The sequence below is a fragment of the Rhizobium sophoriradicis genome (assembly GCF_003939025.1).
GTDB classification, from domain to species: Bacteria; Pseudomonadota; Alphaproteobacteria; order Rhizobiales; family Rhizobiaceae; genus Rhizobium; species Rhizobium sophoriradicis.
Window position 1 is genome coordinate 433,044 of record NZ_RQIH01000001.1, and the last position, 26,479, is coordinate 459,522.

At 62.8% G+C, this 26,479-nt stretch carries 23 protein-coding genes, 1 pseudogene and 1 riboswitch; of the genes and pseudogenes, 20 read left to right on the top strand and 4 right to left on the bottom strand.

Annotation, left to right across the window (positions count from 1 at the left end):
- Positions 1-177 precede the first annotated feature (177 nt).
- A complete protein-coding gene (locus tag EFR00_RS02120) occupies positions 178-1,149 on the bottom strand; it encodes a sugar-binding transcriptional regulator (protein ID WP_077994146.1) in 972 nt (323 codons plus the stop codon).
- A 206-nt stretch (positions 1,150-1,355) separates the two neighbouring features.
- Between EFR00_RS02120 and EFR00_RS02125 the strand changes: the two genes are divergently transcribed.
- From EFR00_RS02125 to EFR00_RS02220, 20 genes are all read left to right on the top strand, one after another.
- Positions 1,356-2,990, top strand: a complete 1,635-nt coding sequence (locus tag EFR00_RS02125; protein ID WP_077994143.1) for an ABC transporter substrate-binding protein — start codon at positions 1,356-1,358, stop codon at positions 2,988-2,990.
- 69 nt (positions 2,991-3,059) lie between these two features.
- Positions 3,060-4,055, top strand: coding sequence for an ABC transporter ATP-binding protein (locus EFR00_RS02130; protein ID WP_077994141.1), 996 nt, complete (start codon positions 3,060-3,062; stop codon positions 4,053-4,055).
- Positions 4,052-5,038: an ABC transporter ATP-binding protein gene (locus EFR00_RS02135; protein WP_009984568.1), complete on the top strand. Its 987-nt coding sequence runs from the start codon at positions 4,052-4,054 to the stop codon at positions 5,036-5,038. The genes EFR00_RS02130 and EFR00_RS02135 overlap by 4 nt, the downstream gene beginning before the upstream one ends.
- A 10-nt stretch (positions 5,039-5,048) precedes the next feature.
- Positions 5,049-5,975 carry an ABC transporter permease gene (locus EFR00_RS02140; protein ID WP_077994138.1) on the top strand — a complete coding sequence of 309 codons (927 nt, stop codon included), beginning with the start codon at positions 5,049-5,051 and terminating at the stop codon, positions 5,973-5,975.
- Between the two features lie 13 nt (positions 5,976-5,988).
- Positions 5,989-6,870, top strand: a complete 882-nt coding sequence (locus tag EFR00_RS02145) for an ABC transporter permease (protein WP_077994136.1) — start codon at positions 5,989-5,991, stop codon at positions 6,868-6,870.
- Between the two features lie 26 nt (positions 6,871-6,896).
- Positions 6,897-7,655 carry a glycerophosphodiester phosphodiesterase family protein gene (locus tag EFR00_RS02150; protein WP_077994134.1) on the top strand — a complete coding sequence of 253 codons (759 nt, stop codon included), beginning with the start codon at positions 6,897-6,899 and terminating at the stop codon, positions 7,653-7,655.
- A gap of 172 nt (positions 7,656-7,827) precedes the next feature.
- A riboswitch (TPP riboswitch) is annotated at positions 7,828-7,959 on the top strand.
- A 95-nt stretch (positions 7,960-8,054) separates the two neighbouring features.
- Positions 8,055-9,887 carry a phosphomethylpyrimidine synthase ThiC gene (gene thiC, locus EFR00_RS02155; protein WP_077994131.1) on the top strand — a complete coding sequence of 611 codons (1,833 nt, stop codon included), beginning with the start codon at positions 8,055-8,057 and terminating at the stop codon, positions 9,885-9,887.
- A 2-nt stretch (positions 9,888-9,889) separates the two neighbouring features.
- Positions 9,890-10,873 carry a glycine oxidase ThiO gene (gene thiO, locus EFR00_RS02160; RefSeq protein ID WP_206428375.1) on the top strand — a complete coding sequence of 328 codons (984 nt, stop codon included), beginning with the start codon at positions 9,890-9,892 and terminating at the stop codon, positions 10,871-10,873.
- Positions 10,870-11,067 (top strand): sulfur carrier protein ThiS, encoded by a 198-nt coding sequence (gene thiS, locus EFR00_RS02165; RefSeq protein ID WP_040112909.1) that lies wholly within the window; start codon positions 10,870-10,872, stop codon positions 11,065-11,067. The genes thiO and thiS overlap by 4 nt, the downstream gene beginning before the upstream one ends.
- A gap of 1 nt (position 11,068) precedes the next feature.
- Entirely contained in the window at positions 11,069-11,842 is a 774-nt protein-coding gene (locus tag EFR00_RS02170; protein WP_009995225.1) for a thiazole synthase, read from the top strand.
- Positions 11,839-12,453, top strand: a complete 615-nt coding sequence (locus EFR00_RS02175; RefSeq protein WP_009995226.1) for a thiamine phosphate synthase — start codon at positions 11,839-11,841, stop codon at positions 12,451-12,453. Before EFR00_RS02170 ends, EFR00_RS02175 begins: the two co-directional genes overlap by 4 nt.
- Positions 12,454-12,634: 181 nt before the next feature.
- Positions 12,635-13,663, top strand: a complete 1,029-nt coding sequence (locus EFR00_RS02180) for a substrate-binding domain-containing protein (protein ID WP_077994129.1) — start codon at positions 12,635-12,637, stop codon at positions 13,661-13,663.
- Between the two features lie 61 nt (positions 13,664-13,724).
- Positions 13,725-15,251 (top strand): sugar ABC transporter ATP-binding protein, encoded by a 1,527-nt coding sequence (locus tag EFR00_RS02185; RefSeq protein WP_077994128.1) that lies wholly within the window; start codon positions 13,725-13,727, stop codon positions 15,249-15,251.
- Positions 15,252-15,273: 22 nt separating this feature from the next.
- Positions 15,274-16,263 (top strand): ABC transporter permease, encoded by a 990-nt coding sequence (locus EFR00_RS02190; RefSeq protein ID WP_009993333.1) that lies wholly within the window; start codon positions 15,274-15,276, stop codon positions 16,261-16,263.
- Between the two features lies 1 nt (position 16,264).
- The gene (locus tag EFR00_RS02195) at positions 16,265-17,272 is read left to right on the top strand and encodes a sugar-binding transcriptional regulator (RefSeq protein WP_077994127.1); all 1,008 of its coding nucleotides are present in this window, start codon (positions 16,265-16,267) and stop codon (positions 17,270-17,272) included.
- Complete coding sequence (locus EFR00_RS02200) at positions 17,269-18,264, top strand: aldo/keto reductase (RefSeq protein ID WP_077994126.1); 996 nt, start codon at positions 17,269-17,271, stop codon at positions 18,262-18,264. The genes EFR00_RS02195 and EFR00_RS02200 overlap by 4 nt, the downstream gene beginning before the upstream one ends.
- Positions 18,265-18,275: 11 nt before the next feature.
- Complete coding sequence (locus EFR00_RS02205) at positions 18,276-20,024, top strand: glycerol-3-phosphate dehydrogenase/oxidase (RefSeq protein WP_077994125.1); 1,749 nt, start codon at positions 18,276-18,278, stop codon at positions 20,022-20,024.
- Positions 19,997-20,839 carry a class I fructose-bisphosphate aldolase gene (locus EFR00_RS02210; protein ID WP_077994123.1) on the top strand — a complete coding sequence of 281 codons (843 nt, stop codon included), beginning with the start codon at positions 19,997-19,999 and terminating at the stop codon, positions 20,837-20,839. The genes EFR00_RS02205 and EFR00_RS02210 overlap by 28 nt, the downstream gene beginning before the upstream one ends.
- An 86-nt stretch (positions 20,840-20,925) precedes the next feature.
- Complete coding sequence (locus tag EFR00_RS02215; RefSeq protein ID WP_077994121.1) at positions 20,926-22,455, top strand: FGGY-family carbohydrate kinase; 1,530 nt, start codon at positions 20,926-20,928, stop codon at positions 22,453-22,455.
- Between the two features lie 2 nt (positions 22,456-22,457).
- Positions 22,458-24,077, top strand: coding sequence for a GMC family oxidoreductase (locus tag EFR00_RS02220; protein WP_125864845.1), 1,620 nt, complete (start codon positions 22,458-22,460; stop codon positions 24,075-24,077).
- A gap of 368 nt (positions 24,078-24,445) precedes the next feature.
- Here the strand turns inward: EFR00_RS02220 and EFR00_RS02225 are convergent, their stop codons facing one another.
- The 3 genes and pseudogenes from EFR00_RS02225 to EFR00_RS02235 all read right to left on the bottom strand — a co-directional run bounded on the left by EFR00_RS02225 (position 24,446) and on the right by EFR00_RS02235 (position 26,260).
- Positions 24,446-24,898 carry a hypothetical protein gene (locus tag EFR00_RS02225; RefSeq protein WP_077994117.1) on the bottom strand — a complete coding sequence of 151 codons (453 nt, stop codon included), beginning with the start codon at positions 24,896-24,898 and terminating at the stop codon, positions 24,446-24,448.
- An 11-nt stretch (positions 24,899-24,909) separates the two neighbouring features.
- Positions 24,910-25,174: pseudogene (locus tag EFR00_RS02230) on the bottom strand (type II toxin-antitoxin system prevent-host-death family antitoxin).
- Positions 25,175-25,456: 282 nt separating this feature from the next.
- Positions 25,457-26,260: a DUF6030 family protein gene (locus EFR00_RS02235; RefSeq protein ID WP_077994115.1), complete on the bottom strand. Its 804-nt coding sequence runs from the start codon at positions 26,258-26,260 to the stop codon at positions 25,457-25,459.
- Between the last annotated feature and the right edge of the window lie 219 nt (positions 26,261-26,479).

The following is a 26,479-nucleotide window of genomic DNA, read 5'->3' on the forward strand; positions in this document are numbered from 1 at the left end:
GCACCGGTTCGCCCACCCGATGGCCCGCATGGTTGGCATTGGTTGATATGACCGGAGATTGCGCGCCTATTCGTGCGGCGCGCGAAGGGGCGCATCGAATAGCTGGCGCCTGGACCTCATTGCCGTCCCTTAGCTGCAGAATCCTGGCTTCCGGTTCCTTTCTCACAGCCACGAAGTCTAGTCATCCCTAGCAACGCTCGCGGATTTTGGTCCCTGCTTGCCGAGAAGCCAAACTGCGCTATCGGCGTCGGTGATAATGGCCGTGGCGAGGCCGGCCGTAAGACAGGCCGACAAAATTTTCCGCTTGTGATCGCCTCCGGAGGCGAGCAGGCGGTTCGGAACCCGGCGATAGTCGGTAAGCTCGGGGGAGATGACCTGGCGGTTCAGCCGATGATCTATTTCGCGGCCTTCCGCATCCAGATATCGCCCGAGCAGGTCGCCGACTGCGCCGGCGTTGGTCAGTTCACCAATATCGGTTCCCGTCGGCAGCCCGTATCGAACCTGCAACGATTCCGACGATACATCGCCGACGCTCAGGATTGATATGTCCACTGCCGTGGCCTCGCGGAGCAAACTCTGGAACACCGTCTGCGCGACGATCGTATCTCTGGAGCCCGGATCATCAGCATAAATCGGCGCCGCAAGATAATGGCACTGAGCGTTCAACACCTTGGCAAAGCGCCGAACGATCTCGAATGTGTTGATCTCCGATCCACGGGTCAGCCCTCCCATCATCGAGCGAACCTTGATGCCGGGCGCATTGGCTGCCGCCATGTGCTGTACCGTCTCCCGCAAGGTCGCGCCCCAGCCGACGCCGAGCGAGGAGGGGTCGCTCGCCTGGATCAGCCGCTCGAGAAACATCGCGGCGGCGCGGCCGATCACGACCGGCATCTGGGACTTGTCGACAGGGGTAGGGACGATCACCACGTCGCGAAGACCAAACCGGTTGCGCAACTCGGCTTCAAGTTCGACATTCTCCGCCAGCGGCGAGTTGAAACTGATCCGGACGATGCCTTGGTCCAGCGCCGCGGCAAGCAGTTCGTTCACCCGGCGCCGGGTCAGAAGCATCCGCTCGGCAATCTGCGCCTGGGTCAGGCCTTCGACGTGATAGAGCCACGAAGCCCTCACCATGAGCTGTTGATTGGACAAATTACAATCCTCTCAAATGTCACATGAGCGTAACATTTGTAACCTAGAGCTACGCGAAGTCGGCGGCGCGGTAAAGGGGCTTCAACAACGCTTAGCCTGCCGGCGAAAATTCGTCTGTCGATTTAACGCCACGCCCAAGCGGCGGCCTTCCGCCCGGCGAAGGCGCGGCTTGCCGGTTTTGACCATTGTTTCAACAGGAGAGACCCATGCTTTCTATCAACCGCCGCCATGCGTTGGGATTGTTGTCAGCAGCAGCCGGCAGCATCGTCCTGCCACGTATGTCGTTCAGCCAGGCCGTTCGTCCGTCGGTAACGATCGCCGTTCAGAAGATCACCAATAACAATACTCTGGATGTCTGGAACGAGCAGTCGAATGTCGGCGAGCGGGTGTTCTTCCCGAATTTCTGGGAGGGTCTGATCCTGCGCGACTGGATGGGCAACCAGGGCCCGGTACCGGGCTTGGCCACGGAATGGAAGCGCATCGACGACAAGACGCTGGAGTTGAAGCTGCGCCAAGGCGTTAAGTTCCACAATGGCGACGAAATGACCGCCGAGGACGTGGCTTTCTCCTTCTCCAGGGAACGTATTTTCGGCAATACCGAGCCGAAGGGCGGCAAGACGATTTTCGAGGCCGACAACAAGCCGACCACCGTCAAAGAACTCCCGGCCACCGTCCCGGGTGTGGCCCGCCGTCTTTGGCCCGCACTCGCCGGTGTCGAAGTCGTCGACAAGTACACGGTCCGCTTTCACAATGCGACGCCGGACGTGACGCTCGAAGGCCGGCTCTATTCCATGGGCAGCCAGATAACCAACCGCCGCGCCTGGGATGAAGCCAAGAGCTACGCCGAATGGGCCCGCAAGCCAGTAACGACTGGGCCCTACATGGTGGGCGAATACAAGCCGGACGTGTCGTTGACGCTCGTTGCTTTCGACGAATATTGGGGCGGTCGCCCGCCGCTCCAGCAGATCCGCTTCGTCGAGGTTCCGGAAGTGGCCTCGCGCGTCAACGGCCTGCTTTCCGGTGAATACGACTTCGCCTGCGATCTACCGCCGGATCAGATCTCTGCAATCCAGTCGGTTTCGGGCCTTGAAGTCCAGAGCTCGACCATTTGGAATCACCGCGTCTCGGTGTTCAACACTGAGAACCCGGTCCTGGCCAGTCCCCTCGTGCGTCGTGCCATGACCCATGCGATCGACCGCCAGGCGATCGTCGAAGCGCTATGGGCTGGAAAGACTGTCGTTCCCGCCGGTCTGCAGTTCGACTCCTTCAAGACCTCCGGCATGTTCGTTGATGGATGGGCAGCCCCGCAATTCGATCCGGAATTGGCCAAGAAGCTGTTGAAGGACGCCGGCTATAAGGGCGACGCGATCCCCTACCGCCTGCTGAACAACTACTATACGAACCAGACCGCCAATGCGCAGATCATGATCGAGATGTGGAAGCAGGTCGGCCTCAACGTCGAAATCCAGATGAAGGAAAACTGGGCGCAGATCCACGATCCGCAGGGCGTCAAGGGTGTGCGCGACTGGTCGGCTTCCAACACGATCAATGACCCGATCACCCCGTTGGTCGTCCAGTTCGGCCCGAACGGCGAAGTCCAGCAGAAGAAGGATTGGACGAACGATGAGGTCAACAAGCTCTCCGTCGTGCTCGAGACTTCGACTGACAGGGCCCAGCGCCAGAAGGCGATCGCCCGCATGCTTGAAATCTGCGAGCGCGAAGATCCCGTCTACCAGGTCCTGCACCAGAACGCCGTCTTTACCGGCATGAAGTCCTCACTCAAGTGGAAGGCTTCGCCTGCCTTCGCCATGGACTTCCGCGCATCGAACTGGAACGCCTGATCAAATGCTTCCCCGCGCCGGCCGCCTATTCGCGGCCGGCGTCGTCTATTGAAATGGAGGTGAGCTCCGATGGTTTCCAATCTTGTGGAACTGCGTGATCTGAAGGTCGCATTCGACGGCGTCCAGGTCCTGCACGGCATCGACCTTGATGTCCGCCGCGGCGAGGCGATCGGTCTCGTCGGCGAATCAGGTTGCGGCAAGTCGGTCACCTGGCTGGCGGCGCTCGGGCTCCTGCCGGGCAAGGCGACGGTCACAGGCTCCGTTCGCGTTGACGGACAGGAAATCCTCGGCAGCGCGCGCCCCGTGCTGGAGGGTGTGCGCGGCAAGCGCATCGCCATGATCTTCCAGGATCCGTCGAGTTCGCTCAATCCTGTTCTCCGCATCGGCCGGCAGATTACCGAGGCGCTGGCCATCCATCGCGGTCTGTTCGGCGCGGCGGCCGGGAGCGAGGCCTTGCGCCTGATGGACATGGTCGGCATTCCCGATGCGCGCCGCCGTTTCGATCTCTTCCCGCATGAGTTTTCCGGTGGCCAGTGTCAGCGCCTGATGATCGCCATGGCGCTCGCCGGTGAGCCGGATCTCCTCGTCGCCGATGAACCGACCACCGCCCTCGACGCCACCATTCAGGCGCAGATCCTCGATCTTTTGATCGAGCTTCGCGCCGAAACCGGCATGGCGACGATCTTCATCAGCCACGATCTCGGCGCCGTCAGCCAGGTCTGCGAACGCGCCTGCGTCATGTATGCCGGCCGCATCGTGGAGCAGGGTGCGATCGAAGCCCTCTTCGAGAGCCCGCAGCACCCCTATACGCGCGGCCTGTTCGACGCCATTCCGCGGCTCGACGGCCCGCGCGATCGGCTTATTCCGATTCCCGGGATCGTTCCGCATCCGCAAGACATGCCGGACGGATGCGCCTTTTCTCCCCGGTGTTTCAATGTCGCCATGGACTGCCGGATCCGCATGCCGGACCTGCGTTCGACCGCCGATGGTCGCGTTCTTGCCTGCCATCATCCGGTCGGAACGACACGCCGGCTTGCAATGCACGCTCTGGAGACCGCATCGTGAGCGAACCTCTGATCGAAGCCAAAGATCTGGTCAGAACCTACGCGGTGCGCCAGGGCACGTTCGGCAAGATGACGCCGGTTCGGGCCGTCGACGGAATTGCACTCAAGGTCATGGCCGGCGAAACGCTCGGTGTGGTGGGAGAGTCAGGCTCCGGCAAATCGACGCTCGGCCGCCTGCTGCTCGGGATCGATCCGCCGCAGGGAGGCGGGACTTTCTTCGAGGGCAGGCCGATGCCCAGGCTCGGCACACCGGAATGGCGGGCGCTACGCGCCAAGATGCAGCTCGTCTACCAGGATCCGCTGGCAGCCCTCGACCGGCGGTTGACGATCGCCGATCAGATCGGCGAACCGCTTGCGATTCACAGGCTGGTACCGAAGGAGCATCGGCCAACGCGTGTCGCCGAGCTGATGGCTGCCGTCGGGCTGCGGCCGGATCAGGCGGGGCGCTATCCCCACGAACTCTCCGGCGGTCAGCGGCAGCGCGCCGTCATTGCCCGCGCGCTCGCCTCGCGCCCCAAACTTCTGATCTGCGACGAGCCGGTCTCGGCCCTCGACGTGTCAATTCAGGCGCAGATCGTCAACATGCTCCGCGATCTCCAGGAGCAGCATCGTATCGCCATGATCTTCATCAGCCATGACCTCAAGGTGGTGCGCAACGTCGCCGACCGGGTTGCGGTCATGTATCTCGGGCGGATCGTCGAAGAGGCGTCGTCCGACGTCATCTTTCAGACGCCGATGCATCCCTACACCAATGCGCTGGTCTCCAGTGTGCCGGTACCGGGCAAGCCGCTCATCGGCCGGGTCATCCTGCAGGGCGAACCGCCGAACCCGGCCAACCGCCCATCCGGTTGCGCCTTCCACCCGCGTTGCCCCCTGGCGGCTGATATCTGCCGCACAAGCGCGCCGCTGCTTCGAGAGGTTGCGCAAGGCCGGAGCGCGGCCTGCCACATGGTCGCCGGCGCAGGCCAGCCGGTCGCCGCGTAAGGGGAAAGCCATGCTGCGTTTCGCTCTCATCCGTCTTTTTCGTGCCCTTGTGACGATTCTCGCGGTGCTGACCTTCGCTTTCGTCGTGTTGCGCATGTCCGGCGATCCGGCCCAGGTCATGCTCGGCCCGGATGTTCCGCAGGAATCGGTCGATGCCTTCCGCAAAGCCTGGGGTCTCGATCAGCCGCTGTGGATCCAGTACATTGCCTATATAAAATCGATTTTCACCGGCGATTTCGGCGTCTCCATGCGCGACAAGGCCTCCGCCATCCAGCTGGTGATCGAACGCATTCCGGCGACATTGCAGCTCACCGTGCCGGCGCTTCTGCTCAAGCTGGTGATCGGGATTCCGGCCGGCGTCTACGCCGCCCTTCACCGCCAGAGCACGGTCGACCGGGGCGTCATCCTGGCGGCAATTTTCGGTTTCACTATCCCTTCCTTCGTCATGGGGCTGCTGTTGGTGCTGATCTTCTCCATCACCCTCGGCGTTTTGCCCTCCGGTGGGCAGGACACCTGGCAGCACGGCATCCTGCCGACACTGACGCTGAGCATCGGTGGAATCGGCATTCTCGCGCGCTTCTCGCGCAGCGCGATGATCGAAGTGATGAGCCAGCCCTATATCCGCACGGCATCCGCCAAAGGCATGAAGTGGCCGGACGTCGTCTGGCGCCACGCTTTGCCGAACGCGGCAGTGCCGATCGTCACGATCGTCGGATTCATGGTCGGTTCGTTGATCGCCGGTGCAGTCGTAGTGGAATCGATCTTCTCATGGCCTGGCATCGGCCGCCTGCTGGTCGTCTCCGTGTCCAATCGCGATCTCGCTGTCGTCCAATGCATCCTGCTGATGATCGCCGCCGCCATGGTCGCGTCAAACCTCATCGTCGATCTGCTCTATGGCTGGCTCGATCCGCGGCTTCGCAGCCAAAGCGCCCATTGACAGGAGGCCCGGCATGAGCGTCACCGACACCGCCCGCCCGCGATCGTCCGAAGTATCCATCCTCATCCGCTTCATCAGACAGTTGCGGCGCGTGCCTTTCTCCGTCGCATTCGCCATCGCCTGGCTTGCGGCCATGGTGTTCGTAGCATTCTGCGCCGATATGATCCGCCCTTACGGCATCACCGCCATGGATTTGCGCAGCCGCCTGTCGCAGCCGGGCAATCCCGCCCATCTGCTCGGAACCGATGAACTTGGCCGCGACGTCCTCTCCCGGCTCCTTCAGTCGATCCGGGTCTCGCTTGCCATCGCCTTCGGCGCCACGATCATCTCGGCCGTCTTCGGCACGGCGCTTGGCTTTGCTGCTGCGAAGTTCCGCGGCGCGGTCGAGCATCTTGTGCTTGTGCTCGCTGATTTCCAGGCGGCATTGCCCTTCCTCATCATGTCGCTCGCGATTCTTGCGTTCTTCGGTTCTTCGATGCCGCTGCTGATCGGCCTGATGGGCTTTTACGGCTGGGAACGTTATGCCCGCATCGCCCGCGGGCTCGCGATCTCGGCAAGCGCGCAGGGCTATGCTGCCGCGGTCGTCCAGCTCGGAGCGAGGCCGGCGCGCCTCTACATCAACCATATCCTGCCGAACGTCGCCTCGACGCTGATCGTTTCGATGACTCTCACTTTCCCGGAGATCATTCTGATGGAAAGCGGGCTTTCCTTCCTCGGCCTCGGCGTGCAGCCGCCGGAGACCAGCCTCGGCAACATGGTCGGCTTTGGCCGCGAGTACCTGACGCGCGCACCCTGGATCATGCTGGCGCCGGCCTTCGTGATCATGATGACCACGCTTGCGATCTCGCTGGTCGGCGACTGGCTGCGCGACAAGCTTGATCCCACTCTTCGCTGATCCGTCTCATTTTTGAGGAGAACTGCATGACCAAGATCACCGGCCATCGCGGCGCCCGCAACCTATGGCCCGAAAACTCATTGACGGGCTTCCGAAACGTTCTTGCGCTCGAGATCGATGCAGTGGAATTCGACGTACACCTCACCAATTCTGGCGAGCTGGTCGTCATCCACGATGCGACGCTGGATCGCACGACGGACAAAACCGGGTCGGTTCGTGCGCTGACGCCGGAGTTGCGTGGCGAGACCCATCTTGAAGGCTCCGATGACACTGTGCCAACGCTTGCGGACGTGCTCTCGGTGCTCGTCACCGGTGGCGACAAGCAGCTCCATGTGGAGATCAAATCAGATGAAGAGGGGCGGCCTTATCCCGGCATCGTCGAAAAAGTCGCCGCCGAAATTGAAGGCTTCGGCCTTGCCGCACGCTGCCATTTAACCTCGTTTGACGTCCCTCTTCTTGAGGAGTGCCGCCGTGTGGCGCCTTATATCGCCCGCCTCGTCTCTGTGAATGCAGAATGGGCTGCGAAACAGGGCGGATTGCAGGCCTTTCTCGAAAGGGTCGATAGTCTGGTCGATATTGTCGCCATTCATCACGAGCTGATGGCGGCGGAATGGCCGCTCATCAGGCAGAAGCTTCCATTGGAACGGCTCTGCGCCTGGACGCTGAACGATGAAACGCTGATCCGCGCCTGGCTGAAGCGTGGAATCGGCCACCTGACCTCCGACAGCCCCGACCTGGCGCTCCGCCTTCGCTCTGAAATTCGATCGCAATTCGAACCGGCCTAGCCGCGGATTGTAAGCGATCTTGTGCCGGCTTCAAAAGCGGCGAGTCGCCAGCCAAGATGAAACGGTTCCTCCCTGCGACTCATCGCTTCGCGGGGTTGCCCCGAATTCAAGGGCTGGACGAGAACACATCAGCCGTGGCTTGACACAAGCGCCGCTGCGGTCTTTGATGGCGAACATTCACCAGGGGTGTCCCGGCAAGGGGCTGAGATTCTGCTAGACGATTCGGCTTTGCCGATTGTGGCGCAGTGACCCGTTGAACCTGATCCAGTTCATACTGGCGTAGGGACGGTGCGGACGCTGCGGCTGTTGGGCGGATTTTCGCTTTGTCGCGCAAGGCGTCCTTCCATCATTCCAACACTGGAACTGGGTCTCCAAACGTCAAACCTTGGAGCCTCATCCATGAATATTGTTGCACCCCAGCTTACCCCCGTCGTCACCACCGGCTCGCTTCCGGCCTCGACCAAGATCGTCAAACCCGGAACCCTCTATCCGGATCTGCGCGTGCCGATGCGCGAAATCAGCCTTCACCCGACCTCCGGCGAGCCGCCGGTTACGGTCTATGATTCCTCCGGCCCCTATACCGATCCGGCCCATGTGGTCTCCATCGACGCCGGGCTGCCGCGTTTGCGCGAGGCCTGGGTTAGGGCGCGCGGCGACGTCGAAGCCTGTGAAGGCCGTGTGGTGAAGCCTGAAGACAATGGTTTTGCCACGGGCGAGCGGCTGACGCCGGAATTTCCCATTCGCAACACGCCGCTTAAGGCAAAGGCCGGCCGCGCCGTCACCCAGCTCGCCTATGCGCGTGCCGGCATTATCACCCCGGAAATGGAGTTTATCGCGATCCGCGAAAACCTCGGCCGGCAGGCCGCGAAGGAGGCGCTCGCGCGCGACGGCGAGAGCTTCGGCGCGCATGTTCCGGATTTCGTGACGCCCGAATTCGTGCGCCGGGAAGTCGCCGAGGGCAGGGCGATCATCCCCGCCAATATCAACCACCCCGAGACCGAACCGATGATCATCGGCCGGAACTTCCTCGTGAAGATCAACGCCAATATCGGCAATTCGGCGGTCACCTCGTCAATGGCGGAAGAGGTGGAGAAGATGGTCTGGGCGATCCGCTGGGGCGCCGACACGGTCATGGACCTTTCCACCGGCCGCAACATTCACAACATCCGGGAGTGGATCATTCGCAATTCGCCGGTTCCGATCGGCACTGTTCCGCTTTACCAGGCGCTCGAAAAGGTCAACGGCATTGCCGAAGATCTGACCTGGGAAGTCTATCGGGATACGCTGATCGAACAGGCCGAGCAGGGCGTCGATTATTTCACCATCCATGCCGGCGTGCGGCTGGCCTATATCCCGCTCACCGTCAATCGCGTCACCGGTATCGTCTCACGCGGCGGCTCGATCATGGCCAAGTGGTGTCTGCATCACCACAAGGAGAGTTTCCTCTACGAGCATTTTGAGGAAATCTGCGACATCTGCCGTGCCTATGACGTCTCCTTCTCGCTCGGCGACGGTTTGCGTCCGGGGTCGATCGCGGATGCCAATGACGCAGCACAATTTGCCGAGCTGGAAACGCTTGGCGAGCTGACAAGGATTGCCTGGGCGAAGGACTGCCAGGTGATGATCGAAGGCCCCGGCCATGTGCCGATGCACAAGATCAAAGAGAATATGGACAAGCAGCTCAAGGTCTGCGGCGAAGCGCCCTTCTATACGCTCGGACCGCTGACGACCGACATCGCGCCGGGCTATGATCACATCACCTCCGGCATCGGCGCAGCCATGATCGGCTGGTTCGGCACAGCCATGCTCTGCTACGTCACGCCGAAGGAGCATCTGGGGCTGCCCGACCGCAGCGACGTCAAGACCGGCGTCATCACCTACAAGATCGCAGCGCATGCTGCCGATCTTGCCAAGGGGCATCCGGCCGCCCGCATCCGCGACGATGCGCTGTCGCGGGCGCGCTTCGAATTCCGCTGGGAGGACCAGTTCAACCTCTCCCTCGACCCGGATACGGCGCGTTCCTTCCACGACGAGACCCTGCCGAAGGAGGCGCACAAGGTGGCGCATTTCTGCTCGATGTGCGGCCCGAAATTCTGCTCCATGCGAATTTCCCACGACATTCGCGCCGAAGCTCAGAAAGAGGGATTGGAAGCGATGGCGGCCAAGTACCGCGATGGCGGCGATCTCTACATGCCGGTCGCAGAGGCGACGAAACCGCCCGCCGGAGAATGACAATGCGCGTTCTCGTCAAGGGGGCCGGCGTTGCCGGCCTCACCGTTGCGTGGCAGCTCTATCGGCACGGTTTCAGGGTCAGCGTCGCTGATCAGGCGGGCGAGGTCGGCGCCGGCGCTTCCGGCTTTGCCGGCGGCATGCTGGCCCCGTGGTGCGAACGGGAGAGCGCGGAGGAGCCGGTGCTGACGCTCGGCCGGCTGGCCGCCGATTGGTGGGAGGCGGCATTGCCGGGTCATGTCAAACGCCGGGGAACGCTTGTCGTGGCGGGCGGACGCGATGCCGGCGAGCTCGACCGCTTTTCCCGCCGGACAAGTGGATGGGAATGGCTGGACGAGCCGGCGATCGTAGCACTGGAGCCTGATCTCGCCGGCCGCTTCCGCAGGGCGCTGTTCTTCCGGCAGGAAGCGCATCTCGATCCGCGACAGGCGCTCTCGGCCTTGGCAGCAGGACTTGAGGATGCCCGTATGCGCCTGACGTTCGGCGAGCCCGGCGAAGCGGATGTCGATTATAACTGGGTGATCGACTGCACCGGTGCCGCCCAGATCGGCCGGCTGCCCGGATTGCGCGGTGTTCGAGGTGAGATGCTCTGCCTCGAAACAAGCGAGCTCAGTCTCTCCCGCCCCGTCCGCCTGCTGCATCCCCGCCACCCGATCTACATCGTGCCGCGCGAGAAAAACCGCTTCATGGTCGGCGCGACGATGATCGAAAGCGACGATGCCGGCCCGGTTACCGCGCGTTCGCTGATGGAGTTGCTGAACGCCGCCTATGCGATGCATCCCGCCTTTGGCGAGGCACGGGTCACGGAAATCGGCGCAGGTGTGCGCCCCGCTTATCCCGACAATCTGCCGCGTGTGACACAGGAGGGATCCACCCTCCATGTCAACGGCCTCTATCGCCACGGCTTTCTGCTGGCGCCGGCGATGGCCGGCGAGGTGGCGCGGCGTCTTCTCACAGAACAAGGACAACCGGAAAGGAGGGCGTCATGACCTTCATCATCAATGGCGAGGAACAGCAGGTCGCGGCCGCGACGCTCGCAGACCTGCTTCTCGCTCTGGACTACGAAGGCGGCTGGCTGGCAACTGCCGTCAATGGCGAGCTGGTGCACCGCGAGGACCGCGCCGATTTCAGGCTCGGCGAAGGCGACCGCATCGAAATTCTCTCACCGATGCAAGGAGGCTGAGATGCTGAAACTTTATGATGTTGAAGTCCACTCGCGCCTGCTGCTCGGCACCGCCCGCTACCCGTCACCCGCCGTCCTTGCAGAAGCCGTGAGACGCTCGAAGGCCGAAATTGTCACCGTCTCGCTTCGGCGCGAGGCCGCCGGCGGCAAGGCGGGTGGCGCCTTCTTCGAGCTGATCCGCGAGCTCGGCGTACGCGTGCTGCCGAATACCGCCGGATGCCACAGCGTGCAGGAGGCCGTGCTGACGGCGAAGATGGCGCGCGAAGTCTTCGGCACCGACTGGATCAAGCTTGAAGTGATCGGTCATCACGACACGCTGCAGCCTGACGTCTTCGGCCTCGTCGAGGCGGCGGGCATCCTCACCGGCGAGGGCTTTCAGGTCTTCCCTTATACGACCGACGATCTTGTCGTCGCCGAAAGGCTGCTGGACGCCGGCTGCCGCGTTCTTATGCCCTGGTGCGCGCCGATCGGCTCCGCCATGGGACCGGTAAACCCAATGGCGCTGCGGGCATTCCGGGCGCATTTCCCGGATGTGCCGCTGGTCGTCGATGCCGGCATCGGCCGCCCGTCGCATGCCGCCGCCGTCATGGAGTACGGTTACGACGCCGTTCTTCTCAATACCGCCGTTGCCGGCGCGGGCGATCCCGCCGCCATGGCTGAGGCCTTCGCGCTTGCCATCGATGCCGGCCGTCTCGCGTATGGCGCCGTGCCGCTGGAGCCGCGCGACATGGCCGTTCCTTCTACTCCCGTCATCGGAAAGGCCGTCTTCTCATGAAGCTCGACCCCTTCTATCTTATCGTCGACAGCGCCGAATGGATCGAGCGTCTGGTGCCGCTCGGCGTCAAACTCGTCCAGTTGCGCATCAAGGACCGTTCGGAGCCAGTGCTTCGCCAGGAGATCCGGCGTTCGAAGGCCGCCTGTGCCGCAGCGGCCTGCCAATTGATCATCAACGACTACTGGAAGCTGGCGATCGATGAGGGCTGCGATTTCATTCATCTCGGGCAGGAGGACCTGATGGCTGCCGATCTGGCTGCTATTCGCCGCGCCGGCCTGAAGCTCGGCCTTTCCACGCACGATCCATCAGAACTAGAAACCGCGCTGGCCGCCGCGCCGGACTATGTTGCCCTTGGGCCGGTCTGGCCCACAATCCTCAAAGAAATGAGATGGGCGCCGCAAGGCGTCGAACGCCTTGCGGACTGGCGGCGGCGTGTCGGGCCGATGCCGCTCGTTGCCATTGGCGGGATCACCGCCGAACGCGCGGCGCTGGTATTGGAAAACGGCGCCGATAGCGCTGCCGTAGTCACCGATATCACTCGCAACCCGGATCCCGAGGCCCGCACACGACAGTGGCTGGCCGCGACCGCGCCTTGGCGATCCGTCGGTTGAGACGCCGCACCTGATCCTCCTGAAATATATTTCATATCGTGAATTATATTGACAGCCCTCGAGCTTTACGTTTAGCTGCCCATACCGGACGTCGAGGAGGAAGTCCGGACTTCAACACGATCAGCGGCGCTTTTCGGCGCTCTCGGGCTATTGGGAGAGGCTTCGGCCTCAAGGAGGACTCTTGCGCACTTTACTCACCACGACCGCAATGGCGGTTCTTGCTGCAACGTTTATCGCCGGCTCCGCCGCCGCTGCGACGGAGAACCCGTTCCGCTGCAAGCCAGGCGAAAAATACGTCATGAACGTCATGGTTTCGGGCGTCGAATACTGGTTCCCCGTCTACGAGATGTTCAAGCAGGCGGGGCAGCAGCTCGGCTGTGAAACGGAATATACCGGCACGCCGGAATATGACGTCAACAAGCAGATCGCCACCTTCGATCAGGCGCTGGCGCAAAATCCGGCCGGCATTCTCGTTCATCCGATGAACTCCGACCCGTTCATCGAGCCGATCAACCGCGCCATCGGCCAAGGCACCGCGGTTGTCACCTTCGCCGCCGACTCGCCGCTCTCCAAGCGCGTCTCCTTCATCACCTCGGACAACACCCGCGAAGGCACCTATGCCGCCGATGCGATCGCCGAGAAGATGGGCGGCAAGGGCGAATATGCCGTTCTGGAAAATCCCGGTCAGGACAACCACGACAAGCGCATCGCTGCCTTCATCGCCCGCATGGAAGAGAAGTGGCCTGATATGAAGCTCGTCGGCCGCGCCGCATCCAACCAGGATCCGACCAAGGCCTATCAAGGGCTTTCCAGCCTCATCCAGGCCAATCCGAACCTCGGGGCGGTCTTCATGCCGGAAGCGAATTCGGCGATCGGCGCCGCGCAGGCCAACAAGGAAACCGGCGGCAAGGTCCTCGTCATGTGCGCCGACGTCAACGCCAACATTCTCGACATGATCAAGGCTGGCGAAGTCTTCGGCTCGATCAACCCCAACCAGGGCATGCAGGGTTACATGGGCTTCATGCTGCTGTGGCTCGCCAAGCACCCGGAACTGATCGATCCGATGAACGACGCCAAGCGCTCGGGCTTCAACCCGATGAGCATCCCGGTCGTCGACAACGGCCTCTCCATCGTGACCGCCGCAAATGCCGACGACTTCTATTGGGACAAGTACCTGAAGCATCGCGGCACGAAGGGCATCGAGGAATAAGACCCCGACAGGCCATCCGCACTTTTCGGTGCGGATGGCCGAGATGGAGAGGAGGAAGATGATGGCGGAGCCCGTGCTCACCATTCATGGTGTCACCAAGCATTTCGGGGCGGTGAAGGCGTTGACGGATGTCGACTTCACCCTCGAGCGCGGTGAAGTCCATGCGCTTTGCGGCGAGAACGGCGCCGGCAAGTCGACGCTGATGAACATCATCGCCGGTGTGCTGCAGCCGACCGAAGGCGAAATCCGCGTCGACGGCAAGGCTGTGCGCATTTCCTCTCCCGCCGCCGCCCAGTCTCTGGGCATTGGCCTGGTGCACCAGGAAATCGCGCTCTGCCCCGATGCCACGGTTGCCGAAAACATGTTCATGGCGGCGACCAACCGTCGCCGGGCGCCGCTCATGAACTACCGCGGGCTGGAGCGCGATGCCCAGGCGGTGATGAACCGGCTTGCCGCGATCAATGTCCGCCGCAAGGTCGCCGACCTGCCGATATCAAGCCAGCAGCTGGTCGAGATCGCCAAGGCGCTGACGCTCGACTGCCGCGTGCTGATCCTCGACGAACCGACGGCTGCCCTGACCGAGACCGAGGCGCAACAGCTCTTCTCGATCATCCGCGACCTCAAGTCGAACGGCATTTCGATCATCTATATCAGCCACCGCATGGCGGAAATCTTCAGCCTCTGCGACCGGGTCACCGTGTTGCGTGACGGCCGCTACGTCTGCACCGACCGCATTGCCGACGTGACGCCGGATGAGGTGGTGCGCCGGATGGTCGGCCGCGAGATCACGCAGCTCTATCCAGACAAGCTCGGCGCCGGCGAAACCTCAGGCGAGATCATGCTCGAGATCGACGGCATCAGTGACGGCGTGCGTTTTCACGACGTCAGCTTCGGCCTGCGCAAGGGCGAGATCCTCGGCATCGGCGGCCTTATTGGCTCCGGCCGCACCGAAATCGCCGAAGGCATCTGCGGACTGCGGCCGCGTACGGCAGGAACCGTCCGCCTGCACGGCACGGCGCAATCGATCCGCACCTATTCGGATGCGGTGAAAGCCGGCATCGTCTACCTGTCCGAGGACCGCAAGGGGTCCGGCATCTTTCTCGAAATGTCCATCGCGCAGAACATATCGGTGCTGGACCTGAAGGCGCTCACCAATTCGGTCGGGCTGCTGAACGCCCGCGCGGAGGCCGCGCTAGCAGATGATTTTGCCCGAAGGCTTGCCATCCGCATGAGCGGCATCGAGGCGCCGGTGAAATCGCTTTCCGGCGGCAACCAGCAGAAAGTGGCGATCGCCAAGCAGCTCGCGGTGAAGCCGAAGGTCATTCTGATGGACGAGCCGACGCGCGGCATCGATGTCGGCGCGAAGGCGGAGATCCACCGGCTGCTGCGCGAGCTGGCAAGCTCGGGCATCGGCATCATCGTCATCTCGTCGGAAATGCCGGAGCTGCTCGGCCTTTCCGACCGTCTGCTGGTCGTCCGCGAGGGACGCATCGCAGGCGAACTCGGTGCCGACGAGATGTCGGAAGAGGCCGTGATCCGCCTTGCTTCCGGCATGGGCAGCGCAGGGGCGGCAGACCATGCCGCGTGAAGAGAACATGGGAGAGAGGGAAATGGCAATCGACACGATGGCGGCAGGCTTGCCCAGGACGTCGTCCTTCAAACGCATCGGCACGATGCGCGAGGCGGGGCTGATCGCGATCATTCTGGCGCTTGGCATCATCATGAGTTTCGCCTCCCCGCACTTCCTGACGCTCGGCAATTTCCGCGCCATGCTGATGAGCTTTTCCGTGGAGGGCATCGTCGTCGTCGGCATGACGATCCTGCTCATCGTCGGCGGCATCGACCTTGCAGTGGGCTCCGTCGTCTGCTTCGCGATGGTGCTCTCGGGCTCGCTCTTTCTCGCCGGCCTCGATCCGTGGACGGCCTCGCTTGCCGGCATTCTTGCCAGCAGTGCCATCGGCGCCATCATGGGCTTCTTCGTGACGGTCGTCGGGCTCAACCACTTCATCACGTCGCTGGCGGGCATGGTGATCGTGCGTGGCCTCTGCCTCATCATCACCAAGGGCACGCCGCTCTCGCTCTTCACGCTGCCGGTCGGCTTCAAGGCAGTGGGGCAGGGCACGTTCTACGGCATTCCCTATGTCATCCTGATCTTCGTCGCCGTCGTCATCCTGTTCGATTTCCTGCTGCGCCGGGCGACCGCCTTCCGCAAGGTGTTCTACACGGGCAGCAATGAAAAGGCGGCGCTCTATTCCGGCATCAAGACGAACCAGGTGAAGTTCTGGGTGACGGTGCTCTGCTCGACGCTCGCAGGTGTCGCCGGCGTCATCTACATGTCCCGCTTCGGCGCGGCGACACCCACTTTCGGCGTCGGCATGGAGCTGAACATCATCGCAGCCGCGGTGATCGGCGGAGCCTCGCTGAACGGCGGCTCGGGAACCATCCTCGGGGCCATTCTCGGCATCGCGCTTCTTTCCCTCGTCACCTCGTCGCTGATCCTGCTAAACGTTTCCGTCTATTGGCAGGACATGATCAAAGGATGCATCCTGCTTGCCGCCGTATCCATCGACCATTTCCTGCACAAGCGGAAGGCCGCCTGACATGCCGATCGCCAAACTGAAACCGAGGACGACAGCCCCGCGTGAGGAAGTCGTCATCGCCCGCCAGATGCACCAGGCCCTCGTCCTGCATTTTCTGGAGGGGCTGACGCAGGCGCAGATCGCCGATCAGCTCGGGATCTCACACGCCACGGTCAACCGTCTCATCAAGCGGGGCCGTCAGCTCGGCCTGGTCGAGATCAAGATCAAATCGCCGATCGAACCTCTTGTTGATATGGAGGAGCGGCTTCTGGCGGTCGGCGGCATCAGCCGCGCGGTCGTGGTCCCCACAGTCTCCGACAATCCGCAGACCGCGCTGCAGGCGGTCGGCGAGGCGGCGGCCCGGCTGCTGCTCGAAGAAATCGCCGATGGCGATACGATCTGCATCACCGGCGGCAAGGGCGTCAGCGCCGTCGTCGCCGGCCTCCAGGCGCCGCGCCGCTTCGATGTCGAGGTCATCCCGGCCACCGGCTGCGTGCAGGGCAAACACTATACCGACGTCAACCACGTCTCGACCCTGATGGCCGACCGGCTCGGCGGGCGCTCCTACCAAATCCACGCGCCGCTTTTTGCCGATGACGCCGAGCAGCGGTCGATGCTGATCAATATGCGCTCCGTCGCCGACGTCTTCCGGCGGGCGCGGGAAGCGAAGGTCGCAGTGGTCGGCATCGGCTCGATCCTGACCGATGATTCGAGCTATTACGACCTTCACCCTTCCTCCAGCACCGATCGCGCGGCAATCGAGCGTTCGGGCGCCAGCTGCGAACTGCTCGCCCATTTGCTCGACGATCACGGCCGCGTCTGCGACTACAGTCTCAACCGGTCGCTGGTTTCGCTGACGCTGCCGGAATTCGCCTCGATCCCGACGAAGATCGGCGTCGCAAGCGGCCCGAACAAGGCCGGACCGATCCTCAGCATCCTGCGCGGCAACCACCTCGATACGCTCGTCACCGACGAGGCGACGGGCGCGCGCATTCTTGAACTCGCATCCGAGGAAGGATTTTCCGCATGAGCGGCGAACAGTTGACCCGCGAAATCGGCCGTTCCGGCGTCAAGGCCTCGGCCGTCGGCCTCGGCACCTGGGCGATCGGCGGCTGGATGTGGGGCGGCACGGACGAGGCGCAATCCATCGCCGCGATCCAGGCCTCGCTCGATGCCGGCGTCACCCTCATCGACACGGCGCCGGCCTACGGCCTGGGCCGATCTGAAGAAATCGTCGGCAAGGCGCTCGCCGGACGCCGCGACAAGGCGGTGATCGCCACCAAATGCGGGCTGGTGTGGCATACGCAAAAGGGCAACCATTTCTTCGACCAGGACGGCAAGCCGGTTCACCGCCATCTCGGGCGGGACTCGATCGTTCACGAGGTGGAGGAGAGCCTGCGCCGCCTCGGCACGGACTATATCGACCTCTACATCACCCACTGGCAGGATCCGACGACGCCGATCGAGGAGACCGTCGCGGCGCTGGAAGAGCTGAAACAGGCCGGAAAGATCCGCGCGATCGGCGCCAGCAACGTCAACCGCTCGGAACTCGAACAATATATCGCGACCGGTTCGCTCGATGCGATCCAGGAGCGGTTCAGCATGATCGATCGCCAGATCGAGGCGGAACTGCTGCCGCTCACCATCGCCAACGGCGTGTCGACGCTCAGCTATTCCTCACTGGCGCTCGGCCTGCTTTCCGGCGCGATCGGGCCTGAGCGCGTGTTTTCCGGCGACGACCAGCGCAAGGACAATCCGCGCTTTTCCGTCGCCAACCGCCGCAAGGCCAAGGAATTTGCCGAGGCGATCCGGCCTGTCGCGGAGCGCCACGGCGCCAGCATCGCGCAGACGGTGATCGGCTGGACACTGGCCCAGCCTGGCGTAACCTTCGCGCTTTGCGGCGCAAGAAACCCGGCGCAGGCGCTCGACAATGCGCGGGCCGGAACGCTTCGCCATTCAACCGCCGATCTCGCGGCCATCGACACCGCCATATCGGCGCAGCTCGCCACCATGGACGGATAACGGACGCCATCATGAACCGTGTGGAAACAATGGACGGGCTTCGCCAAAGCCCGAAGGTGGACGTTTGCGTCCTCGGCGGCGGCATCAACGGGCTCAGCGTCTTCCGCGAGCTGGCGCTGCAGGGCGTGAACGTGCTGCTCGTCGAGCAGGGCGACTATTGCTCCGGTGCCAGTGCAGCTCTCTCGCGCATGGTCCATGGCGGGCTGCGCTATCTGGAGAATGGCGAATTCAGCCTCGTGCAGGAGTCTCTCGTCGAGCGAGACCGGCTGCTGCGCAACGCCCCCCATTATGTGGCGCCCTTGCCGACGATGGTTCCTGTTTTCGACGTCTTCTCCGGTCTTGCCAACGGCATCGTGCGCTTCCTCGGTCTCACCCGGCGTCCGAGCCGCCGCGGTGCCGTGGCCATCAAGACTGGCCTTGCCATCTACGATTTCCTGACGCGCAAGCGCGCGCTGATGCCCCGCCACCAGTTTCGCGGACGCCGGGCGACACTGGCAAAATGGCCGGCGCTCAATCCTGGGATCCGCAGTTCCGCGACTTATTACGACGCCTGGGTGAGCCATCCGGAGCGCATCGGCATCGAATTGCTGCGCGACGGCCTGTCTGCCGGTCCGCATGCCCGGGCCTTGAACTATGCGACGATTGAGCAGGCCGGGGCGGGGGACTTTCAGCTCCGCGACGGCATCGCCGGGGAGACGTTTCGCATCCAACCGACGCTGGTCATCAACGCGACCGGCGGCTGGATCGACATCGCGAATGGATCGATTTTTCCCGAAGGCGCGCGGCCTGAACCACTGATGGGCGGCACCAAGGGGTCGCACCTCATCATCGACAATCCGGCGCTCCGCGACATGCTCGACGGCCACATGATCTATTACGAGAACGAGGACGGGCGCATCTGCATCCTCTTTCCCTATCTCGGCAAGGTGCTGGTCGGCTCGACGGATATTCGCGTCGATGACCCCGGCACCGTGCGCTGCGAGAGCGACGAGCGCGACTATATTCTGCAATCGCTTGCCTTCGTGCTGCCCGGCATTCGCATCCGGCCGGAAGAGATCGTCTTCCAGTTTGCCGGGGTGCGCCCGCTGCCGGCCAGCAAGGACAGTTTTACCGGCCGCATCCCGCGGGATCATTTCTGCACCGTGATCGAAAGGGGTGATGGCGGCCCGCCGGTGCTCTGCATGATCGGCGGCAAGTGGACGACGTTCCGCTCCTTCGGTGAGCTGGCGGCCGACATGGTGCTGGAACGGCTCGGCCGGCCTCGGCGCATCAATACGGCGGAAAGAGCATTTGGCGGCGGGCGTGCCTTCCCCCAAGATAGCGGCGGCTGGGTTCGTGATCTTGCGGCCTCGACGGGCATCTCCATCGATCGCGCTGCGATCCTCTTCGCACGCTACGGCACCGAGGCCGACGACGTCGTCCGCTTCATCGCGGCAGCGCCTGACCATCCTCTGCCGCATGCCGGCTACAGCCTTCGCGAAATCCAGTATCTGATCCACGCCGAAGCCGTCGAGCATCTCGACGACCTGCTGCTGCGCCGCACGACGCTGGCAATTTCCGGCGAGCTCTCGCTCGACATGGCTGACGCCGTGCTCGGCCTGCTGGCTGCCGAAAGAGGCTGGTCGGCTGAGCGCGCCGCCGAAGAACACATCCGCTTTCTCACCATCATGCGCGAGCGCCACGGTGTGGCCGAAACAACCCTTTCCGCAAGGAACGAACGAAGGAGTGAACTATGCGAGACAACCGCAAGGTCCGGATGAACCGGCTGTTCGGCAACGGCCGCTGCCTGGATGTGGCAATCGATCACGGCGTCTGCAACGAGCCGTCCTTTCTCGACGGGCTGGAGAACATGCCGGCCGTGCTCAAGGCGCTGGTCGATGCGAAGCCGGATGCGATCCAGATGAATTACGGCCAGGCGGACCTGCTGCAGGATCTGCCCGGCAAGGACAAGCCGGCGCTCGTCATGCGCATCGACATGGGCAATCCCTATAACCGCATCCGCCATCGCGACATGTGGGCGGTGCTGCAAAACGAAGCGGAGCCGCTGGTCGGCGCCTTGCAGATGGATGCCGCCTGCGTGGTGGTCAACCTGTTCATGCTGCCGGATGAGCCCGATCTGTTTCGCCAGTGCGTGCAGAACATTTCGCGCGTCCGGGCGGACTGCGAGAAATACAGCATGCCGCTGATGATCGAACCGCTGGTCATGCAGCCGGTCACCGAGCGCGGCGGCTACATGGTCGATGGTGATGCCGACAAGATCGTCACCTTGACGCGGCTCGCCCGCGAAATGGGCGCCGATATCGTCAAGGCCGATCCGACGGCGAATGCGGAGGATTTCCACCGCGTGGTCGAAGCGGCGCGATGCCCAGTGCTGGTGCGCGGCGGCGGCAAGGAGGATCTCGCCGCCGTCTTCGCCAAATCCGCCGCCTTGATGCGGCAGGGGGCGATGGGCATGGTCTATGGCCGCAACATCTACCAGCATGCCAATCCGAGCGCAGTCGTGCGCGCCCTGATGGCGATCATCCACCAGGATGCGAGCGGCGAAGAAGCCGTTGCAATCTATCAGCAAGGCTGAGGTGCTGAAGCAATTCCCGGAAAAGCGTGAAGCGGTTTATCTTTGGAATTGCGCAGGCAATGACAGAACCTTGGGAGGGGTTCGGAATGGGAGAATATCTGTTGGGGCTCGACGCCGGCAACACCGTCATCAAGGCGGTGATCTTCGACCGTACCGGCCGGGAGGTGGCCTATGCGGGAGAGGAGGGGCATAGCCGCATGCCATGTCCCGGCCATGTCGAGCGGGATCTCGGCGAGCTCTGGACCAACGCCAAACGCGTCATCCGCACCTGCCTCGACCGGGCAGGCATCGCTGCGGCTGATATCGCCGCAATCGGCTGCGCCGGTCACGGCAACGGGCTGTATGCGCTGGATCGAAATGGCGAACCCTTCCTCGGCATCCAATCGCTCGATACGCGGGCGACCGGGCTCGTCGAGGAATGGGCGGCCGAGGCTGTCGGCGATCGCACCTATCCGATCGCCCGCCAACGGCCCTGGCCATCGCAGACCCCGACGCTGCTCGCCTGGCTGAAACGTCATCGCCCTGAGGTTTTCCAACGCATCGGCACGGTGTTCTACTCCAAGGATTTCGTCGTCAACCGGCTGACCGGCGAGCGTGTCAGCGAGATGTCGGATATGTCAGGGGCGGGGCTGCTCGATCTCGCCGCTCGCCGTTACGACCGCACGCTGATGGAGGCTTACGGCCTCGGCGACTGCATGGACCTGCTGCCGCGGCTGATCGAAAGCGCCGACATCGCCGGCAGGGTGACGGAAGAGGTCGCGGCGGAAACCGGTCTTGCCGCCGGCACGCCGGTGGTCGCAGGGCTCTTCGACGTCGTCGCCTCGGCCCTCGGCTCGGGCGTCTCGCGCACCGGTAGCGCCTCGATCATCGCCGGCACCTGGAGCATCAACCAGGTCATCATCGACGGGCCTGATCTCGGCGGACCCGTCTTCATGTCCTCGACCTTCGATCGCAGGCGCTACATGGCGATGGAAAACAGCGCCACTTCGGCTGCCAATCTTGAATGGCTGGTGCGGGAATTCTTTTACGGCGAGCACGCGGAGGGCGCCTCGCCCTTCGATGCCTGCTGCGCACTGGCGGCGGAAATCCAGCCGGCTGCCGACGATCCCCTCTATCATCCCTATCTCTACGGCGCCCAGCAGGACGGCCATGCACGGGCCGGCTTTTACGGCATTGCCGGCTGGCACACCAAGGGACACCTGATCCGCGCCCTTCTTGAAGGTGTTGCCTTCGGCCACCGCCAACACGTCGAGACGCTCCGCGGAGCGGGGGCGACCTTCGACGAGGCGGTGCTGTCCGGCGGCGGATCGCGCAGTCGCCTCTGGCCGCAGATCTTTGCCGATGTGCTCGGCGGGCCGGTTTCGGTCGCCGGCTCCAGGGAGACCGGGGCTCTCGGTGCGGCGATCGCGGCAGGTACCGGAGTGGGCTTGTTTGCCGATTTCACGGAAGGCGCGGATGCCATGGTGCGTATCGACCGGCACTATCGGCCGAATGCCGCGCTCGCCGCCCATTACGACCGGCGCTACGCGCTCTACAATGGCATAGGGGAAGCCATGGCGCCGCTCTGGCGGCGGCTTTCGGCAGCCGAACCTACGGCGACGGGAGTTGCAGCGTGACGATGCAAGGCAATGAAACGCCGATAGACGAGGGAAGCTACGACTTCATCATTGTCGGCGCCGGCTCCGCCGGCTGTGTTCTGGCAAACAGGCTGTCGGCCGATCCTCGGAATCGGGTGCTGCTGCTCGAGGCTGGGGGCACGGACCGCTATCACTGGGTCCATGTGCCGATCGGCTATCTCTACTGTATGGGCAATCCGCGCACCGACTGGATGATGAAGACGGCCGCCGAGGCCGGCCTCAATGGCCGCGCACTGAACTATCCGCGCGGAAAACTTCTCGGCGGCTGTTCGTCGATCAACGGCATGATCTACATGCGCGGCCAGGCGGCCGATTATGACGACTGGCGGCAGGCCGGAAACGCCGGCTGGGGCTGGGACGATGTTCTGCCCTATTTCCTGAAGTCGGAAGATAATTACCGCGGCAAATCCGCCATGCATGGCGCCGGCGGCGAATGGCGCGTCGAGCGCCAGCGCCTTTCCTGGCCGATCCTCGATGCCTTCCGCGATGCGGCGGAAGAAATCGGCATTCCGAAGACTGATGATTTCAACGATGGCGACAATGAAGGCTCGGGCTATTTCGAAGTCAATCAGAAGGGCGGCCTGCGCTGGAACACGACGAAAGCCTTCCTGCGGCCGGCGATGAAGCGCGGGAATCTTCGCGTCCTGACGGGCGCGGAGACGGAACGGCTGGAGTTCGACGGCAAGGCGGTTTCCGGAGTGCGATTCCGGCTTGGCGGCCGGCTCTGCATCGCCCGTGCCGCCCGCGAGGTCGTATTGTCGGCGGGTGCCATCAACTCGCCCAAAATCCTGGAACTCTCCGGCATCGGCCGACCGGAGGTTCTTTCGGCCCTTGATATTCCGGTTCGTCACCCCCTGAAGGGCGTTGGCGAAAATCTCCAGGATCACTTGCAGATCCGCACGGTCTTCAAGATCGAAGGCGCGCGAACGCTCAATCAGCTTTACCACAACCTCTTCAGCCGCGCCGGAATGGGCCTTCAATATGCCATCAACCGGTCGGGCCCTCTTTCTATGGCGCCGAGCCAGCTCGGCATCTTCGCCAAAAGCGATCCCGCCGTCGCCACGGCGGACCTCGAATATCATGTCCAGCCGCTCAGCACGGATCGGCTCGGCGAGCCGTTGCACCGCTATCCCGCGGTCACGGTTTCCGTCTGCAATCTCCGGCCGGAAAGCCGTGGCACCGTGCATGTCACGACAGGCGACGCCAGCCAACCCCCGGAAATCCGACCGAACTATCTGTCGACAGCCGGCGACCGGCTGCTTGCGGCAAAATCCATCCGCCACGCCCGTAGACTGATGGGGACAAGGGCCATCGCCCGCTTCAATCCAAAGGAAATGCTACCGGGCAAAGAATATGAGAGCGACGAGGACCTGATCCGCCGCGCCGGTGACATCGCAACGACCATTTTCCACCCCGTCGGCACCTGCAAAATGGGCAGCGATCCTATGGCGGTGGTGGATGCGCAGCTGCGCGTGCACGGCGTGGCGAAGCTTCGGGTCGTCGACGCTTCCATCATGCCTGCGATCGTCTCCGGCAACACGAACTCGCCGGTGATCATGATTGCTGAGAAGGCTGCCGAAGCTATCATCAAAGGCGATTAGAGAGGACCATGCGCGCAACCAACCGGCCGTCGCGTCGCTCGATGCCCGCCAGAGTGGCTCTGCATTGATATCTCGGGGCATTGGCTTAGGCGCGACGAGCACTGTCCTAGCGGTTTCGCGTTCGCTCCATGGCGAGTTCCATAATGTTGATTACGCCGGATTCGCCTGTAGCCGCAAAGTTAGAATGTCCTGTTTCTGCAAAGTTGGAATGTCACACTCCCCGCGTTTGCTGACGTGGGAGATTGCGGATGGGATTGATTGCGATCCCACGGACGAACAGATCATCATCGTGCAGCGCCACAGCTGCGGACGGGCGATCTACTTCCGTCGCAAGGATATGGATGCGGCGGCGGAGGCAAACTGCTTCGTCAAATCCACTTCATGACGATCAATGCGTCGCCGTACTCTCGCCGCGGCAGGTCGCGGAACCGGCTGACTTCCGTCGCCGACCTGCGGCGGCTGGTGAAGTCGCGCAGCAACGGCAGAAAGAAGGCCTTGCTGAAGCGGCCTGTCGGCGGCTCGGGCTCGAGATAGAATGAATTGCCGACGGTGTCGGTGTTGAACTCATCGAAGATGATCCAAAGCCGGCGATCGGCATCAAGGCCGGCGCGGCGCTTTTCGATCACAGGCACCTCCACGGCAAACCGCGATGCCTCCGGCTGTTTGGTGGTGATGGGAAAGAACAGGACCAGATCACCGTCCGGCCGCGGCATTCTCACGCCCACGGCGACCGGCCGCTCCTTGCGTCCTTCCGTCTCTCCACTTTCAGCCTCCCGCGCCCACAGGTAAGGATAGCGTATGACGCTTGCGGTCTGGATCAGGTCCTAGCTCACTACCGACCTGCCTCATCCTCGCCGGCATAGGTCTCGACGGCGTTCTCGAATTCAGCGAAGAGTTCATCCGACATGGTTTCGATCGTGCCGGCGGATCGGCGGTCGGACTGTTTCATCAGCCGCTGATAGTCCTCAATGTTGAGCAGAACGAGACGCGGCTTGTTGCGCTGGGTGATGGTGACCGGATGACGAAGCGCTTCGGCGATGATGTCTCCGGATTTCCGGGAGAGCACTGGTAGAATAGGAACCGCTTGGCCTGGGCATGACGTCCTCGCTTGCTGTATTTGCTGTTATATACAGCATTTGCAACAATACTGTAAATAGTCGAAGGCTGCCTTATTCGGACGACTGAACGGCGCTTCCTTCTGGGCTTGGTCAAAACTAAGCCTGCCCCGTCTGCGGTGGTTCCGACCTCCGCATGGACTAGCCCCGCCCAGCCTTCATCAGCTGGCGAGATCGAAGGTATTTCGCGGCTACGTCGGCTTCACCTAGTCTAAAGAACTAGGATTGGCGAAAGGGCCGCGCGCCGCCCCTCCGGCTACGCGGTCAACTTGCACAATTGGCTGACATGGTGCCCGAGGGGTCGGTGAGGATCACCTTCCCTGGAACGTTCGGGCGATCGGTCCCGGTTAGCCAGCGCTCTGGCGAAAAATACGTCTTGGTCCTCACCTGCGAAGCTGAAGTCGCCTTAAGACCGAGAACAAAATCAAAATTGCTTCCGCCGTCCGCTTCGCGCGTGAAACTGAGATAGGCGCCGAATCGATCGTATTCGACATTTCGCAGGTTCTGGATAGACGTGAGACTATCCTCGAAATCACTCCAACACGCCTGCTTCACAATGATCTCGAACATGCGCAGGACGGCCGGGGCGAGGCGCCCCTGCGCATCTGTTGTCGGCCCGATGATCCTGGCGCGGATCTCGACAATCTCGCCCGCTTCGTTTCCACGAACCTTGAGGAAGGTGGAACTGAGGGGACGCGCCTCGTCCCGTTGATAAACGCGCTGAAAATAGCATTCATAATTGCGATTGCGCATCGATGCGGTTTTCCACTCGCTCATCGCGATACCGGCCTCTCGAAGAGCCGCACAAATGCTCGACCCCGAGACGCGCCACATCCGCAGAAACTGACCTGCCAGCTCGGGCTTCGGGACCTCGATCAGCTGCGGCGATATCGAGAGCGGCCGGCGAGAAGAAGCAGCCTCATCATCACGGCGGGCGGCGATTTCCGATGACGGGGCAGCCTTATTGAGAGCTCGATCTTCAACGCGCGCAGCCGGGTCTTCGAGGCGGTCGCTTCCGCCGAAAAAAACGACGATGCCCGCTACGAGCAACAGGCCTATCAAAAGCACCGGCCAAAGCAGCCAGCGGGGGACGGTCCGCCATGGGAAATTCCAGTGTGAACCTGGGCCGCCGCCAGGAGGATCGACGGCTGATAACACCTTATCCATGGCGCGGCCTCACAAACAAAATAGGGGCCGGTGCGAGTTCGAAGCCCATCGACATCGATTCTCTTTGCGACCAACCGACACTGCGAGTGTGAGGTTAGGCGAATATAGCGTCAAGCGGCG

What these genes read in the sequence shown, in the direction of transcription:
- EFR00_RS02175 (WP_009995226.1), top strand. Translation starts at nt 11,839, where the DNA reads ATGAAGCTCGACCCCTTCTATCTTATCGTCGACAGCGCCGAATGGATC.
- EFR00_RS02170 (WP_009995225.1), top strand. Translation starts at nt 11,069, where the DNA reads ATGCTGAAACTTTATGATGTTGAAGTCCACTCGCGCCTGCTGCTCGGC.
- EFR00_RS02205 (WP_077994125.1), top strand. Translation starts at nt 18,276, where the DNA reads ATGAACCGTGTGGAAACAATGGACGGGCTTCGCCAAAGCCCGAAGGTG.
- EFR00_RS02140 (WP_077994138.1), top strand. Translation starts at nt 5,049, where the DNA reads ATGCTGCGTTTCGCTCTCATCCGTCTTTTTCGTGCCCTTGTGACGATT.
- EFR00_RS02130 (WP_077994141.1), top strand. Translation starts at nt 3,060, where the DNA reads ATGGTTTCCAATCTTGTGGAACTGCGTGATCTGAAGGTCGCATTCGAC.
- EFR00_RS02185 (WP_077994128.1), top strand. Translation starts at nt 13,725, where the DNA reads ATGGCGGAGCCCGTGCTCACCATTCATGGTGTCACCAAGCATTTCGGG.
- EFR00_RS02125 (WP_077994143.1), top strand. Translation starts at nt 1,356, where the DNA reads ATGCTTTCTATCAACCGCCGCCATGCGTTGGGATTGTTGTCAGCAGCA.
- EFR00_RS02190 (WP_009993333.1), top strand. Translation starts at nt 15,274, where the DNA reads ATGGCAATCGACACGATGGCGGCAGGCTTGCCCAGGACGTCGTCCTTC.
- EFR00_RS02145 (WP_077994136.1), top strand. Translation starts at nt 5,989, where the DNA reads ATGAGCGTCACCGACACCGCCCGCCCGCGATCGTCCGAAGTATCCATC.
- thiS (WP_040112909.1), top strand. Translation starts at nt 10,870, where the DNA reads ATGACCTTCATCATCAATGGCGAGGAACAGCAGGTCGCGGCCGCGACG.
- EFR00_RS02215 (WP_077994121.1), top strand. Translation starts at nt 20,926, where the DNA reads ATGGGAGAATATCTGTTGGGGCTCGACGCCGGCAACACCGTCATCAAG.
- EFR00_RS02220 (WP_125864845.1), top strand. Translation starts at nt 22,458, where the DNA reads ATGCAAGGCAATGAAACGCCGATAGACGAGGGAAGCTACGACTTCATC.
- EFR00_RS02210 (WP_077994123.1), top strand. Translation starts at nt 19,997, where the DNA reads ATGCGAGACAACCGCAAGGTCCGGATGAACCGGCTGTTCGGCAACGGC.
- thiO (WP_206428375.1), top strand. Translation starts at nt 9,890, where the DNA reads ATGCGCGTTCTCGTCAAGGGGGCCGGCGTTGCCGGCCTCACCGTTGCG.
- EFR00_RS02200 (WP_077994126.1), top strand. Translation starts at nt 17,269, where the DNA reads ATGAGCGGCGAACAGTTGACCCGCGAAATCGGCCGTTCCGGCGTCAAG.
- EFR00_RS02150 (WP_077994134.1), top strand. Translation starts at nt 6,897, where the DNA reads ATGACCAAGATCACCGGCCATCGCGGCGCCCGCAACCTATGGCCCGAA.
- EFR00_RS02195 (WP_077994127.1), top strand. Translation starts at nt 16,265, where the DNA reads ATGCCGATCGCCAAACTGAAACCGAGGACGACAGCCCCGCGTGAGGAA.
- thiC (WP_077994131.1), top strand. Translation starts at nt 8,055, where the DNA reads ATGAATATTGTTGCACCCCAGCTTACCCCCGTCGTCACCACCGGCTCG.